12 protein-coding genes are annotated in these 14,084 nt (G+C 73.6%); 11 read left to right on the top strand and 1 reads right to left on the bottom strand.

Annotated elements, in window-relative coordinates; genetic code table 11:
* Positions 1–194: 194 nt before the first annotated feature.
* From ACIQMX_RS28650 to ACIQMX_RS28660, 3 genes are all read left to right on the top strand, one after another.
* Complete coding sequence (locus tag ACIQMX_RS28650; RefSeq protein ID WP_402482335.1) at positions 195–1,607, top strand: hypothetical protein; 1,413 nt, start codon at positions 195–197, stop codon at positions 1,605–1,607.
* Between the two features lie 68 nt (positions 1,608–1,675).
* Entirely contained in the window at positions 1,676–2,938 is a 1,263-nt protein-coding gene (locus ACIQMX_RS28655; RefSeq protein WP_402482337.1) for an AAA family ATPase, read from the top strand.
* The gene (locus tag ACIQMX_RS28660; protein WP_402482339.1) at positions 2,935–4,185 is read left to right on the top strand and encodes a VWA-like domain-containing protein; all 1,251 of its coding nucleotides are present in this window, start codon (positions 2,935–2,937) and stop codon (positions 4,183–4,185) included. The genes ACIQMX_RS28655 and ACIQMX_RS28660 overlap by 4 nt, the downstream gene beginning before the upstream one ends.
* Positions 4,186–4,270: 85 nt before the next feature.
* Here the strand turns inward: ACIQMX_RS28660 and ACIQMX_RS28665 are convergent, their stop codons facing one another.
* Positions 4,271–4,891, bottom strand: coding sequence for a TetR/AcrR family transcriptional regulator (locus tag ACIQMX_RS28665; protein ID WP_402482342.1), 621 nt, complete (start codon positions 4,889–4,891; stop codon positions 4,271–4,273).
* A 210-nt stretch (positions 4,892–5,101) separates the two neighbouring features.
* Here ACIQMX_RS28665 and ACIQMX_RS28670 point away from each other — a divergent pair, with 210 nt between their 5' ends.
* The 8 genes from ACIQMX_RS28670 (at position 5,102) to ACIQMX_RS28705 (ending at position 14,048) form a co-directional block, all read left to right on the top strand.
* Positions 5,102–5,659, top strand: a complete 558-nt coding sequence (locus ACIQMX_RS28670) for a (2Fe-2S)-binding protein (RefSeq protein WP_402482345.1) — start codon at positions 5,102–5,104, stop codon at positions 5,657–5,659.
* Positions 5,656–6,648, top strand: coding sequence for an FAD binding domain-containing protein (locus ACIQMX_RS28675; protein WP_402482348.1), 993 nt, complete (start codon positions 5,656–5,658; stop codon positions 6,646–6,648). The genes ACIQMX_RS28670 and ACIQMX_RS28675 overlap by 4 nt, the downstream gene beginning before the upstream one ends.
* Positions 6,645–8,783 carry a xanthine dehydrogenase family protein molybdopterin-binding subunit gene (locus tag ACIQMX_RS28680; protein ID WP_402482350.1) on the top strand — a complete coding sequence of 713 codons (2,139 nt, stop codon included), beginning with the start codon at positions 6,645–6,647 and terminating at the stop codon, positions 8,781–8,783. The genes ACIQMX_RS28675 and ACIQMX_RS28680 overlap by 4 nt, the downstream gene beginning before the upstream one ends.
* On the top strand, positions 8,776–9,900 hold the full coding sequence (locus ACIQMX_RS28685) for an XdhC/CoxI family protein (protein WP_363076495.1): 1,125 nt from the start codon (positions 8,776–8,778) through the stop codon (positions 9,898–9,900). The genes ACIQMX_RS28680 and ACIQMX_RS28685 overlap by 8 nt, the downstream gene beginning before the upstream one ends.
* Before the next feature lie 222 nt (positions 9,901–10,122).
* Complete coding sequence (locus ACIQMX_RS28690; protein WP_363076493.1) at positions 10,123–10,263, top strand: hypothetical protein; 141 nt, start codon at positions 10,123–10,125, stop codon at positions 10,261–10,263.
* Positions 10,264–10,371: 108 nt separating this feature from the next.
* Positions 10,372–11,139 carry an NPP1 family protein gene (locus ACIQMX_RS28695; protein WP_402482353.1) on the top strand — a complete coding sequence of 256 codons (768 nt, stop codon included), beginning with the start codon at positions 10,372–10,374 and terminating at the stop codon, positions 11,137–11,139.
* Between the two features lie 61 nt (positions 11,140–11,200).
* Positions 11,201–13,390, top strand: a complete 2,190-nt coding sequence (locus tag ACIQMX_RS28700; protein WP_402482355.1) for an alpha-galactosidase — start codon at positions 11,201–11,203, stop codon at positions 13,388–13,390.
* A 94-nt stretch (positions 13,391–13,484) separates the two neighbouring features.
* Positions 13,485–14,048 (top strand): hypothetical protein, encoded by a 564-nt coding sequence (locus ACIQMX_RS28705; RefSeq protein WP_363076487.1) that lies wholly within the window; start codon positions 13,485–13,487, stop codon positions 14,046–14,048.
* Positions 14,049–14,084 lie beyond the last annotated feature (36 nt).

A 14,084-nucleotide genomic window follows, 5' to 3' on the forward strand; every position in this document is an offset into this window, starting at 1 on the left:
TCGAGGAAGCGCGGAGAGGAAGGCGGAGAGGAAGCGCGGAGAGGAAGCATGACGAAGTGGCGTGGCGAGGAAGCACGGCGAAGTGGCGTGGCGAAAATCTGTGGCGGCCCGCCGACACCTGCCGCTACGCTGCCCGCGATGACGACACACACTGCTCTCGGATTGGGGGACCCGTCCGCGCAAGGTGAGTGCTGATGCTCACCGAGAACGCGAACAGGGATCCCTACCTCACCTTCTGGCTGCGCGTACGCGAGTTCGCCGTACCGCCCTCCATGATCGAGACCGCGACCGCCCGCCGCCACGCCGGCGACTGGTCCGGCGCATGCGCCGCTGCGGGCATCGACATCGATCTCCGACTCCCTGCCCTGGCACGCACGCACGGCCGGGAACTCACCACCCGGGTCCGGGCCGACCTGCGCCATCTGGTGCCGGACCTGCTGCGCTGGCATCTGCCGAGAATCGCTCCGCACGGACTGCTGCGCCCGGGCCTGACGATGACTCTGGCCCGGTACGAAACCGGGCAGCCGGGCCGGGACCCCCTGCATCTCGTGGTCCGTACCCCGCCCGCCCGGGCCGACGCCGGCCAGCGGATCAGCCTCGCGCTGTGGGACGGCTCCCGCTCCGGCGCGGACGCCCGCCGCCATCCGCATCCCCGCCCCAGCCCCCGCTTCCGCCTCGACCTGCACCGCCACCTGTGGGACGCCCGCACGACGGGCGAACTGCGCATCCGGTCCGGGGCCGACCGCCCACCGGCCGACGCCGATGACGGTGCCGGCGTGGACCCGGGCGTGCGCGCCCTGATCCCGCCGGGCCGGCGCTGCGCCACCGGACGGTGGGCGGCCGAGGCGGCCCTGCTGCTGCGCGCCGAGACCCGGCCCACCGCTACGTTCGCCGTACGGCTCGGGGGCCGGCACCGGCTGCTCCTCGCCCTGGACGCGCACGGCGACGGAGCCGGGCAGCCCGCACTGCGGATCGCGGAGACGTCCCCGTACACCGCCGGACGCGTGCTGCCGGTCCTGCCCGACGCGGCGGTCTGGACACTGCCCGACCTGGACCTGATCCGAAGCGGGGCGATCGAGGCCGACCGGCTGCACCCCATGGTCGTCCGGGCACTGATTCCGGACCACATCCCCGTGGGTACGGCGCCGCACCCCGACGGGGCCGGACAGCCGCGCCTCGTGGAGTGCCGCGGAGCGCCGCACCGGATCGGTCTCGTCGACGGGGTGCTGGCTCCGCTCGACCACGACCCCGCCGAACTTCGCCGTGAGGAACTCCTGGCCGCCCTGACCGGGACGCCGATGCCCTGCCTCCAGGCCATCGACGAGGCCCATCGCCGCCCCGACTGCCTCACCGGCGTCCGGGAACGCCTGGACCACGGCGACATCGCAGGTGCCCTGGCCGTCGTCGAAGGACTGCTGGGTCCCGGCGCCGTTCTGCGCGGCGGGCCGCTGCGCGACGAGCTGGAGACCGCGGCCCGGCGGCGCATCGACTACGGACTGTTCCGGGCGGACCTCACCGGATCCGGTCCGCGCCACCCCCTCCCGGAGCACCGGCGCTCCCGGGGCCGTCACCCGTACCGGCGTCCGCGCGTCGCCACCGTCCGCTGACCCGGGGCCTTCGGCCCGCGCGCATCACCGTGTTCCCATCCGTACCGAGACCCCTCAGGTGATCACCCATGCCCACACGCACCCTGCCCACATCCACCCGCATGCCTCGCACCCCCGCTGCCGCGTCCCAGCTGGACGTCGCGGGCGAGTTGATGGCCCTGCTGCGCGACACCACCACCGAACCGCGCCCCGACGTCCAGCTGGAGGCCCTCACCCTGGCCGTCGCCGCCGACCTGCCCGTCCTCCTGTGGGGCGAGCCGGGGATCGGCAAGAGCGCCGCCCTCACCCAGCTCGCCGAGTCGCTGGATCTCCCGCTGACCACGGTGATCGCCAGCGTGCACGAGCCTTCCGACTTCTCGGGGCTGCCGATCGTCGGTGACGATCCCGCCGAGCAGGGCGTCCCGATGGCACCGCCGGAGTGGGCGGTGCGCCTGGTGCGGGCGGGCCGCGGGCTGCTGTTCCTCGACGAACTGTCCACCGCACCACCAGCCGTGCAGGCCGCCCTGCTCCGTCTCGTCCTGGAACGGCGCATCGGCACGCTCAGGCTGCCGCCCGGTGTACGGATCGTGGCCGCCGCCAACCCGCGCTCGTCGGCGGCCGACGGCTGGGAGCTCAGCCCGCCCCTCGCCAACCGGTTCGTACACCTCCAGTGGGTCCACGACCACGAGGTCGTGGTGCGCGGACTGGGCGGGACGTGGCCGCGCGCCACCCTGCCGCAGCTCGCTCCCGAACGATTCGCGCAGGCCGTGGACTTCGCCCGCCGTGCGGTGTGCGGACTGCTCTCCGCGCGGCCCGCGCTCGTGCACCGGCTGCCCAGCGGGGAGACACGCCGGGGCGGGGCCTGGCCCTCCCCGCGGAGCTGGGAGATGACGCTCCGTCTGATCGCGTTCGCTACGGCGGCCGACGCCTCGCGCGACGTGCTGTCACTGCTGGTCAGGGGTGCGGTGGGGGACGGGCCGGGGCTGGAGCTGCTGGCGAGCCTGGACCGGATGGACCTGCCGGACCCGGAGGACCTGCTCGCCGATCCGGCGGGCGCCGAGCTGCCCGAGCGCGGGGATCTGCGCCAGGCCGTGCTCGACGGCGTGGTGGCAGCGGTCCGCCGGACTCCGGAGAAGTCCCGCTGGGACGCTGCCTGGGCCCTGCTCGTCCGGGCGCTGGAGACAGGAGCCCCGGACCTGGTCGTGGTCCCCGCCACGACACTCGCCACCCTGCGGCAGCAGGACTGGGACGTGCCGGAGTCGATCGAGGCCCTCGCCGGAACCGTGTCGCTCTCCCGGCGCGCCGAGCAGGCAGCGGCCCGCGCGGCGGCCGCCACCAAGGCCCGCCGGTGACCCCGGGCGAACCGGGGGCCCTGGACCTCGACAAGCTCTACGCCGCCCGGTTGCAGGCGGCCCGGGCCCGCCCCTACCTGGCGACCGCGCTGTTCGCCCTGCACCTCGTGGAGTCGCGGCGGGTCCCGACCATGGCGGTCGACCGGCACTGGCGGTGCTACGCCTCACCCGGCTTCGTGGACCGGACACCGGTGGAGGAACTCGCCGGTGTGTGGGTCCACGAGGTGTCGCACCTGCTGCGCGACCACCACGGGCGCAGTGACCGGTTCGTACGGGAGCACGGTCCGGCCGGTCCGGCGGAGCGGCTGCGGATGAACATCGCCGCCGACTGCGAGATCAACGACGACGTGTTCGGCGACGGACTCGTGAGGCCCGCGGGGGCGGTGGAGCCGCGGCATCTGGAACTGGGCGAGGGGGAACTCATGGAGGACTACCTGCGTCAGTTCCGGCTCGGTCCGCGTACGCAGCACCTGGCCTGGCTGGACTGCGGCAGCGGCGCCGACGGGCTGGAACGGGAGTGGGACCTGGGGCCGGCCGGCGCCCACGGTCTCAGCGCCCAGGAGCGGGACGCGGTGCGCTTCCGGGTGGCCCGGGGCATCGTCGGACGGCCCGGGAACGTCTCGAAGGGGTGGCAGAGATGGGCCCGGGAAGCGTTCCACCCGCCGCAGCCGTGGCGGCAGTTGCTGGGGGCGGCGCTGCGGTCGGCGGTGTCGGGGGCGGGGGCCGGCGACGACTACACGTACGGCCGTCCGGCCCGGCGGTCCGCGGGCGTGCCCGGGGTCGTGCTGCCGAGCCTTCGGCGCAGGCCGCCGCGCGTCGCGGTGGTCATCGACACCTCGGGCTCGGTCAGCGACGCCGAACTGGGCAGCGCGCTGCTGGAGGTCGCCGCGATCTCCCGTGCCGTGGGCGGCCGGCGGGATCTGGTCACCGTCCTGGCGTGCGACGCGGCGACCCGGGTCGTCCACCCGCTGTGCCGCGCCGAGGGCATCGCGCTGGTCGGCGGTGGCGGCACGGACCTGCGCTCGGGGTTCGCCAGGGCGCTCCGGTCGCAGCCCCGGCCCGATGTCGTCGTGGCGCTCACCGACGGGCAGACGCCCTGGCCCGGTACGCCGCCGCCGTGCCGGACGGTGGTGGGTCTGTTCGACCGGCAGCACGCGCGGCGGTGGGACGAGGATTCCGAGTACGTTCCGGACGCACCGCCCGCGTGGGCGCGCACGGTGGTCATCGGGGCCGCCACTGGGTCGTGAACCGCAGGGAATCCGGGACCAGGGCCTTTCGTCCGGATCGGGCCGGATGGAGGGTCCGGGCCCCGCGTGGTCCGGACGAGAGGTCCTACGCCGGCGCCGCGCCCGCGCCGGGCGCCCCCGCCCGCAGCCCGTCCATCACCAGGTCGAACAGGCGGGCGGCCCTCGGCTGCCAGTCGCTCTGCGGGTCGAGCTGCCAGAGTCCGGCGATGGCGAGCTGGAAGTCGTCGGTGGTCACACCCGGGCGGATGGTGCCCGCCTCCTCGTTCGCGTGCAGCAGGAGCGTGACGCCGCGGGTCACCGGGCCGTGGCCGAGCTGGGCCAGACTGCCGTACCTGCTGGCGGTCGCGCGCAGGGCGACGGCCAGGCCGGCCTTGGCCATGGCGTACTGCGCCAGCCGGTCCATCCACTCCCGCAGCGCCCGGTCGGGGGCGCGGGTCGCGAGCAGCTGGGCCGCGCTGTCCGCGACCTGCTGCATCTCGTAGCGGTAGACCTCCAGGACGAGCGCCTCGCGGTTCGGGAAGTTGCGGTAGAACGTCCCCTGACCGACGCCGGCCTTCTTCGCGATCGAGCTCACCGGCGCGTCCGCCGACCGTGTCAGTTCCGCCAGGGCGACGGCCAGGATGCGTTCACGGTTCCGTTGCGCGTCCGGGCGCTGGGGCGTGCTCTTCTCCTCGTCCACGCCTCCTCCTTCCGGACACGCGGCCATGACGGCCTTGCTGAGCGGACAGCTGTCCGCTAGGTTCGACGGATAAGCGGACAGCTGTCCGCTTTCCTTCATCGTAGCGGTAGAACCGGCCCACGCGGCCGACCGGTACCCCGGTCGCCCGTCCCCCCACCCGAACCGCCCCCACCCTCCCGGAACGTTGCCGGGATCGTCTCGTTCGACGCGCATAAGCAATGCGAAAGAAGGCTGATCATGGCCCCATCGACGTCCAGTGCCATCACCCTGAACATCAATGGCGAAAAGTACACGCTGCCCGTCGACCACCGCACCACCCTCCTCGACGCCCTTCGTGAGCGTCTCGACCTGACCGGTACCAAGAAGGGCTGCGACCAAGGGCAGTGCGGTGCCTGCACGGTACTGCTCGACGGGCGGCGGACCGTCTCCTGTCTGCAGCTCGCGGTCGCCGCCGAGGGGCGCGCGATCACCACCATCGAAGGCGTCGCCGACGGCGACCGGCTGCATCCGGTGCAGCAGGCCTTCCTCGACCTCGACGGCTACCAGTGCGGCTACTGCACCCCGGGCCAGATCTGCTCGGCGCTGGCGGTGATCGAGGAACACGCCGCGGGCTGGCCGAGCGCCGTGACCGACGACGTCCGGCCGGAAGCGGGAGTTCCCGCTCTGACCGCGGAGGAGATCCGTGAGCGGATGAGCGGCAACCTCTGCCGCTGCGGCGCCTACATGTCCATCGTGCAGGCCGTGGCGCGCGCGGCGGACGTGTCCGCGCAGGACACCAAGGAGGCGGTGGCATGAGGGAGTTCGGATACGAACGCGCCCTCGACGTCTCCGGGGCCGTGGCCCTGCTCGCGGAGGATCCCGGCGCCCGCCTCCTCGGCGGCGGCACCAACCTCGTCGACCTGATGAAGTCCGGCGTGGAGCGGCCGACGCTTCTCGTCGACCTCCAGGAACTTCCGCTCGGCGACATCGGGTGCACACCCGACGGCGGCCTGCGCATCGGCGCGACCGTCACCAACAGTGACCTGGCCGCCCATGCCGAGGTCCGCCGGCGCTGTCCGGCCCTGGCACAGGCGGTTCTGGCCGGTGCCTCCGGACAACTGCGCAACATGGCCACCGTCGGTGGGAACCTGCTCCAGCGGACCCGCTGCGGCTACTTCGGCGACATCGCCAAGCCGTGCAACAAGCGGACCCCCGGCAGCGGTTGCCCCGCACGGGCGGGCGAGCACCACAACCACGCGATCCTCGGTGCCTCCGAGCACTGCGTGGCGACACATCCCTCGGACATGGCGGTGGCCCTGGCGGCCTTCGACGCGGTCGTCTCGTACGAAACGGCCGACGGCCCGGGCGAGTTGCCGGTTGCCGACTTCTATCTGCCGGTGGGGGAGACCCCGCACCTCGAAACGGCGCTGCCGCCCGGCGCGCTGATCACGGGTGTCACCGTGCCGCCGGCTGCCGTCGCCGCGCGCTCCCGCTACCGCAAGGTGCGCGAACGGGCCTCCTTCGCGTTCGCGATCGGCTCCGTCGCCGCGGCGCTCGACGTCCAGGACGGTGTCGTACGCGAAGCGCGCCTGGCCCTCGGCGCGGTGGCATCCCGCCCCTGGCGGGCCCGGGCGGCCGAGCGGGCCCTGAACGGCGGCCCCGCGGACGCGGAGGCGTTCGCCGCGGCGGCGGACGCCGAACTGGCGGCGGCCGAGCCCCTGGCGGACAACGGATACAAGGTGACCCTGATGCGCAACCTCGTCACGGCCGTACTCACCGAACTCGCCGAGGAGGCCGCCCGATGACCACCACGACCGAGAACACCACCGTCACGGGTGCGGTCGGCTCCGCCCGTACGCGTGTGGAGGGCAGGGACAAGGTCACCGGCGCGGCCCGCTACGCCGGAGAGATCCCCTTCGCCGAACTGGCTCACGGCTGGCTGGTGCTGTCCACCGTGGCCCGCGGCCGGATCCGGTCCGTCGAGGACGCTCCCGTCCGGGCCATGCCCGGCGTCCTGGCCGTGCTCCACCACGAGAACGCGCCGCGAGTCGACACCGCGTACATGGGCATGCTGGGACCGCCGAACCCGGTTGTCGGGATCTTCCAGCACGACCGGGTGCCGTTCATGGGCTGGCCCGTGGCACTGGTCGTCGCCGAGACGCCCGAGGAGGCCCGGGAAGCCGCCGAGGCGCTGGTGGTGCACTACGACGAGGAAACGCACGACGTCGGGTTCCGTGCCGGGCACTCCGGTGCCTACACCCCCGACGAGAACGTGATGGCGCAGGCCGACACGGAGAAGGGGGACCTGGCGGCCCGGCTCCGGGAGGCCGCCCACGTCGTGGACGAGGAGTACTCCACCCCGGAGGAACACCACAACTCCATGGAGCCGCACGCCGCGACGGCCCGGTGGGAGGGCGGCCGGCTGGATGTCCTCGACTCCAACCAGGGCACCTTCTGGGTGGCGAGCGAACTCGCCTCGCTCTTCTCCCTCGACCCGGCATCCGTCCGGGTGCGCTCCGAGCATGTCGGAGGCGGCTTCGGATCGAAGGGCCTGGCCCCCCACCAGGTGGCCGCCGTCATGGCCACGACCCTCCTGCACCGGCCTGTCCGGGTCGTGCTGACGCGCCGCCAGATGTTCTCGCTCGTCGGATTCCGCAGTCCCACCGTGCAGCGGGTCACGCTCGGAGCGGACGCCGACGGCCGCCTGCGGGCCTTCGACCACCAGTCGCTGAGCCTCACGTCGACCGTGCACGAGTTCGTCGAGTCGAGCGCCGGTGTGGGACGCACCATGTACGACGCCGACGCGCATCGCACCGGGCACCGGCTGGTGCGGCTCGACGTGCCGACCCCCACCTGGATGCGGGCGCCGGGTGAGACGCCCGGCTCCTTCGCCCTCGAATCGGCGGTGGACGAACTGGCCGAGAAGTGCGGCCTGGACCCGATCGAACTGCGCACGCGCAACCAGCCCGCGGCGGGCCCCGTGTCGGGGCTGCCGTTCAGCCGGCGCAACCAGCTCGCCTGCTTCGAGGAAGGCGCCCGCCGCTTCGGCTGGGCGGGCCGGGACCCCCGCCCCGGACTGCGCCGCGAGGGACGCTGGCTCCTGGGGACCGGTATGGCGGCGGCATCCTTCCCCGCGGGCGTGGGCGCGTCCACCGCGGCCGTGACCGCGCAGCCGGACGGCAGCTTCACCGTGGGGATCAACGCGGCCGACATCGGTACCGGGGCGAGGACCGCGATGCTCTCGGTCGCCGCCGACGCGCTCGGGGTGGCACCGGACCGCATCCGGGTGCGCCTCGGGGACAGCGACCTGGGCCCGGCGTGGATCGCCGGGGGCTCCATGGGCACCCGCTCGTGGGCCTGGGCGGTGCGGCTGGCGGCGGACGAAATGCGCGAACTCCTCGCCCTGGGCGGATCCGTTCCGCCGGAAGGCATCACCACCCGCTCGGACACCAGCGAGGCGATCGGCGCCCTCGCGCAGAAGGAGCGCCACTCCTACGGGGCACAGTTCGCCGAGGCCGCCGTGGACGTCACCACCGGCGAGGTCCGCGTACGGAGGCTGCTCGGCATCTTCGCCGCAGGGACCATCGTCAACCCGCTGACCGCCCGCAGCCAGCTCGTCGGCGGCATGACCTGGGGGCTCTCCATGGCCCTGCACGAGGAGGCCGTCCGCGACGCGGCGTCCGGCGGCTACGTCAACGCCGACCTGGCCGGCTACCACGTGGCCGCCCACGCCGACGTGCAGCACATCGAGGCGGACTGGGTGGACGACCACGATCCCGAGGACCCGGTCGGCATCAAGGGCATCGGGGAGATCGGCATCGTGGGAGTCGCCGCCGCCATCGCCAACGCGGTGTGGCATGCGACCGGGGTGCGCCACCGCCGGCTGCCGATCCGTCCCGACCGCGTTCTCGCGGCGGCGGAGGAACTCCGGGGTGCTTGACATCGCTCGTGCCCTCCACCTGTGGTCCGAGGAGGGCCGTGACTTCGCCGTCGCCACCGTCGTCGCGGTCGACGGGAGCGCGCCGCGGGCCCCGGGCGCGGCCCTGGCCGTCGACGGCGAGGGCACCGTCATCGGCTCGGTCTCCGGCGGCTGTGTGGAAGGCGCCGTGTACGAGCTGTGCGTCCAGGCGCTCCAGGACGGCCGGACCGTGCGGGAGCGGTTCGGGTACAGCGACGAGGACGCCTTCGCCGTGGGCCTCACCTGCGGCGGCGTCATCGACGTCCTCGTCGTGCCGGTGCGTTCCCAGGAGCCGGTGTTCCGGGCGGCGTTCACGGCGGCGGGCCGCGCCGAACCGGTGGCGCTGGCCCGGGTGGTCCGCGGACCGGACGCGCTGCTCGGCCGGGCCTTGCTGGTACGGGGCGACGGATCGTACGAGGGCAGCCTCGACGGACGTCCGGCCCTGGACCGCACGGCCGCGGCCGAGGCCGGGGCGCTCCTGGACGCCGGGCGCACCGGCACCGTGGAGGTCGCGGAGGACGGGACGAGCTGTCCGGGCGGCCTGACGCTGTTCGTGGAGTCGAGCGTGCCGCCGCCCCGCATGATCGTGTTCGGCGCCGTGGACTTCGCCACGGCGCTCGTGCGGGCCGGCAAGTTCCTCGGCCACCACGTGACGGTGTGCGACGCGCGTCCGGTCTTCGCCACCCGGGCCCGCTTCCCCGAGGCGGACGACGTGGTGGTCGACTGGCCGCACCGGTACCTCGAGCGCGCCGCCACCGACGAGCGCACCGTCCTGTGCGTGCTCACCCATGACGCCAGGTTCGACATTCCACTGCTGGAGACGGCCCTGCGCCTGCCCGTCGCGTACGTCGGTGCGATGGGCTCGCGCCGCACGCACGAGGACCGCAGCGGGCGGCTGCGCGAAGCCGGTGTGACCGAGGACGAGTTGGACCGCCTGCACTCCCCGATCGGCCTCGACCTCGGCGCCCGTACGCCGGAGGAGACCGCCCTGTCCATCGCGGCGGAGATCGTGGCGGAGCGCCGGGGAGGAACGGGCGCTCCGCTGACCGGTTCGCGGACGCCCATTCACCACGACGTCCTCACCGGCGGGGATCCGTAGGGCACGGCCGGCCGTCGAGCCGGGCCACGACCGGGCTGCGGCTCCTGGGCGCGCGGCACGGCGCCCGCACCGCTGCGCCGTGCCGGCGGGCCGGACCGGATGTCAGAGCTGTGCGGTTGACTGCGGGGTACGGGCGAACCCCGCATTCATCAGCACGCTCTGGCAGCAGCTCCGTCCTGTCCTGGGCCCGTTCCCCACCCCCGTCCGCCGGTCATCCCGGACGTGCCGGAGGAGACGGACTTCGACACCTGGGAGCGGTACGACTGCGGTAGGGGCGAGTTCCTCGTGCGCCTGCTTGCCGACGCGCGGCTCGGCTGCCCCACCAGCCGGATATCCGCCCACTGCTTCCCGGACTACGCGTGACGGATCACGCGAAGGCGATCACGGCCGGATGTCACGGGGTTCCACCGCCTTAGACATGGGCATGCCATGGCTTGGCCGAGTCCGGCAGGCGTGATCCAGGAGGAAACCGTGAAGAACCCAGGACGGCTCCGCAAGGCGTTACTCATCCTGTCCGCCGCCGCGACCCTGGTCGTCGCCTCTTCCGGCAGCGCCTTCGCGGCCGTGCCGGGTGCTCTGCCCGCGAACGCGGACGGGCTGGAGCAGACGTTCCAGCCCGCCTTCGACTACGACGGAGACGGCTGCTACCCGACACCCGCCATCGGTGCCGACGGGGCCGTGGCACCCGGACTCAAGACCACGGGCGCCGTCAACGGCAGCTGCCACGACTCCTGGGACCTGGACAACACGAACGGCTACGCACGTTCCCTGTGCAACAACGGCTGGTGCGCCATCATGTACGGCCTCTACTTCGAGAAGGACCAGGCCGTGGCCGGCAGCGGTCTCGGCGGCCACCGGCACGACTGGGAGCACGTCGTCGTGTGGGTGCAGGACAACGAGGCGAAGTACGTGTCCACCTCGGCCCACGGCGACTTCCTCGTGTACGGCCGTGACGGGATGCTGTGGGACGGGACGCACCCCAAGGTCGTCTACCACAAGGACGGCATCGGAACGCACTGCTTCCGCCGCGCGACCACTGGCGACGAGCCGCCGGAGAACCACTACCACCAGTGGCAGTTCCCCGATCTGGTCGGCTGGAACGGCTACCCCGCCGGGATCCGCGAGAAGCTGGTCCAAGCCGACTTCGGCAGCGCCGTGTTCGGCCTCAAGGACGGCAACTTCGCCGCCCACCTGGACAGGGCGAAGCCCGCCGGGATCTCCTTCGACCCCTACGCCTGACCGGCCACGAAGCAAGCGGGCCGCGCGACGCGTCGCGGCGCCCGCCCCGAGAGGACACGGCATGACCCGCAGCACCACCCGGATCGCCCACCTGCGCGCGGCCGGGGTGAGTTTCGTCGTCGAGCTCCGCACTCCGCTGCCCCGCGTCCTGCACTGGGGCCAGGACCTCGGGGAGCTGACCGCCGACGGCCTCGCGGCCCTGGCCCTGTCGGCGGACGCGGCCTCGCTCCACTGCGCGCTCGACGAGCCACGGCAGTTCACGGTCTGGCCCACCCAGGCCGACGGCTGGTCGGGAACCCCCGCCCAGGAAGGCCACCGGGCCGGGACGGCCACCGCACCCCGCGTCGTGATGACCGGCGCCGAGGAGAGCCGGGGCGCACTCGTCATCGCTCTGCGGGACACCGGTGCCGGGCTCGACCTCACCCTCACCTACCGCCTCGACCCGTCCGGAGTCCTGGCCGTCCGCACCGAAATCTCCTGCCCCGCCGGAGCCCCCGTCCCCGCCCCGTACGACCTCGCCTCCACCACCGTCCTGCTCCCGGTGCCGAACCGGGCCCAGGAGATCCTGGACTTCACCGGCAAGTGGTGCCGCGAGCGCTCCCCGCAACGAGGACGGCTCGCCTTCGCGGGCCACGTCCGTGAGGTCCGCCGGGGACGCCCCGGCCTGGACGCGCCCCATCTCCTGACGGTCGGCGTACCCGGATTCGGTTTCCGTACGGGCGAGGTCTGGGCCCTGCACGTCGGCTGGAGCGGCAACCAGCGCTGGCTGGCCGAACGGCTGCCGGAAGGCGCCGGCGTGCACGGCGGCGTCCTCGGCGGCGGCGAACTGCTCACGCCCGGCGAGATCCGGCTCGGGCCGGGTGACAGCTACACCTCGCCCGAGTGCTACTTCGCCTGGTCCGCCGAAGGCCTCGACGGGCTCGCCGGCCGCTTCCACACGATGCTCCGTTCCCGGCCCGGGCACCCGTCGTCGCCCCGTCCGCTGACCCTGAACACCTGGGAGGCCGTCTACTTCGACCACCGCCCGGAACGGCTCCTCGCGCTGGCCGACGACGCCGCCGCGGTCGGGGTGGAGCGCCTGGTGCTGGACGACGGCTGGTTCCTCGGCCGGCGCGACGACACCGCCGGGCTCGGCGACTGGACCGTAGACCCGCAGATGTGGCCGGACGGGCTGGCCCCGCTGGCGGACCGGGTACACGCCCACGGCATGCAGTTCGGACTGTGGGTGGAACCGGAGATGGTGAACCTCCCGTCCCGCCTCGCGCGCGAGCACCCCGACTGGATCCTCGGCCCGTCCGCCGGCCTCGGACCGAGCTCCCGCCACCAGTACGTGCTGAACGTGGCCCACGAGGAGGCGTTCGCCTATCTGCTGGAGTCGCTGGACGCGCTGGTCGCCGAGTACCGCATCGACTACCTGAAGTGGGACCACAACCGTGAACTGCACGAGGCGGTCCACCGTGACGCGGACGGCGGCGACCGGCCGGGGGTGCACGCCCAGACCCGGGCCCTGTACCGGCTGATGGACACGCTCCGCGCCCGTCGGCCCGGCCTGGAGATCGAATCCTGCTCCAGCGGCGGCGGACGTGTCGACCTCGGCGTCCTCGCCCGCACGGACCGGGTCTGGGCCTCGGACTGCAACGACCCGGTGGAACGCCAGGCCATCCAGCGCTGGACGGGTCAGCTGCTGCCGCCCGAACTGATCGGCGCCCATGTCGGGGGCCCGCGCAGCCACACGACGGGCCGGGCAGCCGACGACTCGTTCCGCCTGATCACAGCGCTGTTCGGGCACGCGGGGATCGAGGACGACCTGACGGCGCGCTCCGCGGCGGAGCGGGAGGCGCTGACCCGGTGGGCGGCGCTCTACAAGGAGGTACGGTCCCTGCTGCACGGCGGACGGGTCGTCAGGGCGGACCTCGCCGACGACGCGACGTACCTGCACGGTGTCGTCGCACCGGACGCCGGCAGCGCCCTGTACTGCTGGGCGCGGACGGAGACCTCCGTGCCGGCCCAGTCCGGCCGTGTGCCTCTTCCCGGGCTCGCCCCCGGGCGGTCCTACCGGGTCCGTATCCGTACGGAGGCCGGGCTGCCGTCCATGCACCAGGTCATCGCCCCCGCCTGGTACCGGGCCGCCGTGGAGGACTGGGTGCCGATGCCCGGTACGGTCCTGACCGGGGCGGGGCTTCCGATGCCGACGCTCAACCCGGGGCAGGCCCTGCTGATCGAGGCCGCAGCAACGGAACCGGCGCCCTGACACGATCCGGGCACGGTCCGCCCGGCACCATGGCGGGGCCGCGTCCGGCCGGGTGCGTGGGGCCCGGCGTCCGGTACGACAGGGGAGGGACAGCGTGGACGAGGCCGTGGTCACGGCGCTGATCGCTGCGGGGGCCGCGATCGGCGGCGGAGTGCTGACGGGGGTGCTCACGCTGGCCGCGGCCAAGCGCCAGGCCGCGGCCGCCTGGGCGGCGGGCGAGCGGCAGGCGGCTGCCGCATGGGAAGCCGGACGGCAACAGGCGGCTGCCGCCTGGGACGCCGGGCAGCTCCAGGCCGCGGCTCAGCTCGATGTCGCCCGCCGTACCCTCGCCGAGCAGACGCTCGCGGACCAGCGGGCGGTGCGCCGGGCGGCATACGTCACGTATCTGAGCCGCACCGACAGCGCCCAACAGGCGCGCGCCGCCTGGCAGGGCGCCATCGGCACCGCGGACGAGTCCTCGCGCCGGCGTGAGTACGACCTGGCCATGGGCGCGGTCGGGGAGGCGCTCAATGTCGTACGGCTGGAAGGGCCGGCCGCTGTGGCCACGGCGGGGGAGACCCTGCGGAACGCACTCGGGAGCGCAGCACCCGGAACCCAACACTCCGTATCGCAGACCGAGTTCCTGGACGCGGCCCGGTCCGCGCTCACCCCTGTGTAGGGCGTACCGGGCGGATATGATCCACAGTGCCCGGGA

This window comes from Streptomyces sp. NPDC091416 (genome assembly GCF_044756845.1).
Classification (GTDB): Bacteria; Actinomycetota; Actinomycetes; order Streptomycetales; family Streptomycetaceae; genus Streptomyces.

Excerpts from the sequence above, each read along its gene's own strand:
- ACIQMX_RS28670 (WP_402482345.1), top strand. The coding sequence starts at position 5,102 with ATGGCCCCATCGACGTCCAGTGCCATCACCCTGAACATCAATGGCGAA.
- ACIQMX_RS28675 (WP_402482348.1), top strand. The coding sequence starts at position 5,656 with ATGAGGGAGTTCGGATACGAACGCGCCCTCGACGTCTCCGGGGCCGTG.
- ACIQMX_RS28700 (WP_402482355.1), top strand. The coding sequence starts at position 11,201 with ATGACCCGCAGCACCACCCGGATCGCCCACCTGCGCGCGGCCGGGGTG.
- ACIQMX_RS28665 (WP_402482342.1), bottom strand. The coding sequence starts at position 4,891 with ATGGCCGCGTGTCCGGAAGGAGGAGGCGTGGACGAGGAGAAGAGCACG.
- ACIQMX_RS28650 (WP_402482335.1), top strand. The coding sequence starts at position 195 with ATGCTCACCGAGAACGCGAACAGGGATCCCTACCTCACCTTCTGGCTG.
- ACIQMX_RS28680 (WP_402482350.1), top strand. The coding sequence starts at position 6,645 with ATGACCACCACGACCGAGAACACCACCGTCACGGGTGCGGTCGGCTCC.
- ACIQMX_RS28655 (WP_402482337.1), top strand. The coding sequence starts at position 1,676 with ATGCCCACACGCACCCTGCCCACATCCACCCGCATGCCTCGCACCCCC.